This window comes from Salinivirga sp., from assembly GCF_035268865.1.
Lineage (GTDB): Bacteria > Bacteroidota > Bacteroidia > Bacteroidales > Salinivirgaceae > Salinivirga.
Map to the genome: position 1 here is coordinate 1 of NZ_DATFKB010000181.1, position 4359 is coordinate 4359.

5 protein-coding genes are annotated in these 4359 nt (G+C 40.0%); 3 read left to right on the forward strand and 2 right to left on the reverse strand.

What is annotated here, in order from left to right; genetic code table 11:
* Positions 1 to 74 precede the first annotated feature (74 nt).
* Positions 75 to 644 carry a DNA-3-methyladenine glycosylase I gene (locus VJ937_RS10870; RefSeq protein WP_324066993.1) on the reverse strand — a complete coding sequence of 190 codons (570 nt, stop codon included), beginning with the start codon at positions 642 to 644 and terminating at the stop codon, positions 75 to 77.
* A complete protein-coding gene (locus VJ937_RS10875; protein ID WP_324066994.1) occupies positions 631 to 963 on the reverse strand; it encodes a DUF6150 family protein in 333 nt (110 codons plus the stop codon). The genes VJ937_RS10870 and VJ937_RS10875 overlap by 14 nt, the downstream gene beginning before the upstream one ends.
* A 106-nt stretch (positions 964 to 1069) precedes the next feature.
* On the opposite strand from VJ937_RS10875, the gene serC reads away from it, so the two are divergent.
* The 3 genes from serC to VJ937_RS10890 form a co-directional block, all read left to right on the forward strand.
* Positions 1070 to 2146, forward strand: a complete 1077-nt coding sequence (gene serC, locus VJ937_RS10880) for a 3-phosphoserine/phosphohydroxythreonine transaminase (RefSeq protein ID WP_324066995.1) — start codon at positions 1070 to 1072, stop codon at positions 2144 to 2146.
* Between the two features lie 98 nt (positions 2147 to 2244).
* Positions 2245 to 3168, forward strand: a complete 924-nt coding sequence (locus tag VJ937_RS10885) for an NAD(P)-dependent oxidoreductase (RefSeq protein ID WP_324066997.1) — start codon at positions 2245 to 2247, stop codon at positions 3166 to 3168.
* A gap of 55 nt (positions 3169 to 3223) precedes the next feature.
* The coding region (locus VJ937_RS10890; protein ID WP_324066999.1) for a DUF1015 domain-containing protein at positions 3224 to 4359 on the forward strand (1136 nt) is incomplete at its 3' end.

Consider the following 4359-nt stretch of genomic DNA (forward strand, 5'->3'; position numbering starts at 1 on the left):
ATAGAAAAGCCTGAAATTAGTAATTTTTAGATAAAAGCAAACTAATAACCATATTTAATGAAATACGCTGTGTATTATTCAGGGTGAATAAAACAGCCTGTAAGATGATCATTGACCATGCCAATAGACTGCATATAGGCATATATGATAGTCGGTCCAACGAAACTCATTCCCCGTTTTTTCAGGTCTTTTGATATTGTCTTTGATAATGCTGTTTCAGCTGGCACATCTTCCGGCTTTTGCCAACGATTGATAATAGGTTTATGGTTTACATAATTCCAAATATAGTGGTCAAAAGAGCCAAATTCTTTCTGAATATTAAGAAATACCCTGGCGTTTTTTACAGCACTCCGTATTTTCAACTGGTTGCGCACAATACCCTTATCCTGCAACAGAGCTTCTATTTTTGATTCATCATAATTGGCAACTTTTGTAACCTCAAAATTGTCAAATGCTTTGCGATAGTTTCCCCGTTTGTGTAATATGGTCGACCATGATAATCCGGCCTGTGCACCTTCCAGCACAAGCATTTCAAAAAGGTCGCGGTCATTGTGCGTTGGAACACCCCATTCTTCATCATGATATTTTATATATTCAGGGTCGTTGGCTGGTGCCCACCAGCAGCGGTTTTTAGTATCCTTCATCTTCTTCTCTGTATGTATATCCTGCTTCGGTTTTGTTTTCGGTATAGTAAATAAGCCAATCGGCTTCTGCTTTAAAACCGGTAAAATATATTTTATAGTCGGCTTGCGCTCTTTTGTCGGTAAAATACCATATACCGCTGCGCTTTTTGGCTTCAGTTTTATTTTCTGTCAGAAAAACCCACACATCGGCTTCAGATTTATATTTGGTTTCCCAGGCAATATAGTCAGCCTCACTTTTGAGATCTGTTTTATAAATTTTTTGTGCCATCGCACCCGGAGAAATTAATGCAATTAATATCAAGAAAATCAGAATCCTCATATGCATGCGCCTTTGTGGATAAAAATGATTGTGTTTATTGCTGTAAAACATTACGTTTTCAGTAATTTTTATACTAAATTCGCTAAAAATTTCTAAAAGCACAATTATGAGAAAACATATTTTTAATGCAGGCCCCTGCAAACTACCGGAACAAGCATTGGAAAACACAGCAGAAGCTGTAAAAGAACTTGGTAATGCCGGCCAATCGATCATGGAAGTTTCGCACCGCAGCAAAGAATTTCAGGCTGTAATAGACGAAGCTCAGGATCTGTTTAAAGAACTGTTGAATATTCCGGAAAATTATGAGGTTCTTTTCCTCGGTGGAGGTGCATCAATGCAGTTTGCCATGATTCCTTATAACTTCATGAATAAAAAAGCTGCTTATGTTGATACAGGTTCATGGTCGACCAAAGCTATAAAAGAGGCCAAAATGTTTGGCGAAGTTGAGGTTATAGCAAGCAGCGAAGACAAAGATTTTGCTTATTATCCAAAGGTTGATGTACCTAAAGATGTAGATTATATTCACATTACCTCAAACAATACAATTCGCGGAACAGAGATTTTTGAAGATCTCGATACAGGAGATGTGCCCCTTATAGCCGATATGTCATCGGATATGATGAGCCGCAAAATCGATGTAAGTAAATATGCCATGATTTATGGTGGTGCGCAAAAAAATGTCGGCCCCGCCGGTGTTACTTTTGTGATTATCCGTAAAGATATGCTCGACAAAGTTGTAGACCGCCCAATTCCAACTATGTTGAAATACGAAACACACGTGAAAAAAGGTTCTATGTTCAATACACCTCCATGTGTGAATGTATTTGGCGTAAAAGAGACGCTTAAGTGGGTAAAAGCACAGGGTGGAGTAGAAGAGATGGAGCGCCGCGCAAAAGAGCGTGCCGATATGCTTTATGGCGAAATAGACCGTAACCCAATGTTTAAAGGTACTGTAATTGATAAAGCTTCGCGCTCACGCATGAACATTACCTTTATTTTCGAAGAAAAATACCAAAACTTACAGGACGACTTTTTGAAATATGCTGCTGATAATAATATCGTAGGCATCAAAGGTCACCGTTCGGTAGGTGGTTTCCGTGCTTCTACATACAATGCCAGTACAATAGAAGATGTAAAAGCATTGGTGAACTGTATGCAGGAATTTGAAAAGCAACATGCATAAATGAACTTAATATTAAGCATATAGCAGGTCACGCTTTCCATGGGGAGAGTGTGACTTGTGCTTTTTAATAGTGTTAAATTTTTTAAAAACTAAATGTTATGGCTAAAATATTGGTAGCAACAGTAAAACCTTTTGCCCCTGCGGCAGTAGAGGGTATAAAAGATATTGCCCAAAAAGCCAACTATGAAGTTGCGCTGTTGGAAAAATATGAATCTAACGATCAACTGCTTGAGGCAGTTGCTGATGCCGATGCCTTGATTGTGCGAAGCGACAAAGTTACTAAAGAGGTCATTGAAGCCGGTAAAAACCTTAAAATTGTAGTACGTGGTGGCGCCGGTTACGATAATGTTGACCTTGAAGCAGCAACTGCCAACAATGTGGTGGTGATGAATACACCCGGACAAAACTCTAATGCCGTGGCTGAACTGGCTTTGGGTATGATGGTTTATCTTGCCCGTGGCGGATATAACGGCAAAGCTGGTACCGAATTGCGTGGCAAATCTATTGGTATACACGCTTACGGAAATGTTGGCCGCTATGTGGGCGAAATTGCCAAAGGCTTTGGTATGGAAGTAAAAGCTTTTGATCCATTCAAAGAAAAGGCAGAAATTGAAAAAGATGGCGTAAAAGTCGTCGACAGTATCGAAGAGCTTTACAGCACATGTCAATATGTATCGCTGCACATTCCTTCAAACGACAAAACCAAAAAATCTATTGGTTACGAATTGCTGAGTAAAATGCCTGAAAATGGTGTTTTAGTAAACACAGCCCGTAAAGAAGTAATCGATGAAGATGGCCTGGTAAAAGCAATGGAAGCGCGTGCTGATTTACAGTATATCTCAGATATCGCACCCGATAATAAAGATGTTTTTGCTGAGAAATTTGAAGGTCGTTACTTCTTCACTCCAAAGAAGATGGGTGCCCAAACTGCAGAAGCCAACATCAATGCCGGCATTGCAGCTGTAAACCAGATTATTAACTTTTTGGAAAAAGACGATCGCACATTCCAGGTAAATAAATAGAATTTTATTGTGTAATGAGGGCACAAAAATTTGTGCTTAAATAATTGATAAAAAAATGGCGAAAATTAAACCATTCAAAGGCGTAAGGCCACCAAAAGAACTGGCCAGCGAAGTGGCTTCCCGGCCTTATGACGTTATGAATTCGGAAGAAGCCCGTGAAGAAGCAACCGAAAAATCACTTTTACACATTATCCGTCCCGAAATCGATTTCGAACCCGGATACGATGAGCATGCACAGGAAGTGTATGACAAGGCCCGTGATAATTTTGCCAAATGGCAGGAGAAAGGCTGGCTTATACAGGACGAAAAAGAGAAATACTACATCTATGCACAAACCATGGATGGCCGCACTCAATACGGTCTTGTAGCAGGTGCACATGCCGATGACTATTTTAACGGTATCATTAAAAAACACGAACTTACACGTCCTGAAAAAGAAGAGGATCGTATGAAGCACGTGGAGATTAATAATGCCAATATGGAACCGGTTTTTTTCTCTTATCCTGCTGTGGATGAGCTGGATGCTATTGTGAAAAAGGTAGTGGAAAGCAAAGCGCCTGAGTATGATTTTACTGCTGTTGATGGCTTTGGACATCATTTTTGGGTAGTAGATAACGATGACGATATTAAACGTATCACAGAATTGTTCGAAACTAAGGTGCCTTACACTTATGTGGCCGACGGACACCACCGCACAGCAGCAGGAGCAAGAGTAGCTGAAAAACAGGCTAAAAATAATCCCAATCATACCGGAAACGAAGAGTATAACTATTTCTTAGCGGTACATTTTCCTGATAATCAGTTGCACATCATTGATTATAACCGGGTTGTGAAAGATCTGAACGGACATACTGCTACGCAGTTCATTGAAAAACTGCAAAAGAATTTTGAAGTTTCAGAGGTTGGCACAAATGCTTATAAACCTGAAAAATTGCACACTTTTGGGATGTACCTCGAAGGCAAATGGTACAAACTGGAAGCTAAAGCAGGTACATACAACGATGAAGATCCAATTGGTGTATTGGATGTGACCATACTTTCGAACCTTGTACTGGATGAGTTGCTCGGAATCGAAGACCTGCGTCGCGACAAGCGCATTGATTTTGTAGGTGGAATACGTGGTTTGGGCGAACTGGAACGTCGTGTAGACAATGGTGAGATGAAAGTAGCCTTTTCTATGTATCCTGTAAC

Coding starts and splice junctions, on each gene's coding strand:
- serC (WP_324066995.1), top strand. CDS start 1,070: ATGAGAAAACATATTTTTAATGCAGGCCCCTGCAAACTACCGGAACAA.
- VJ937_RS10870 (WP_324066993.1), bottom strand. CDS start 644: ATGAAGGATACTAAAAACCGCTGCTGGTGGGCACCAGCCAACGACCCT.
- VJ937_RS10885 (WP_324066997.1), top strand. CDS start 2,245: ATGGCTAAAATATTGGTAGCAACAGTAAAACCTTTTGCCCCTGCGGCA.
- VJ937_RS10875 (WP_324066994.1), bottom strand. CDS start 963: ATGAGGATTCTGATTTTCTTGATATTAATTGCATTAATTTCTCCGGGT.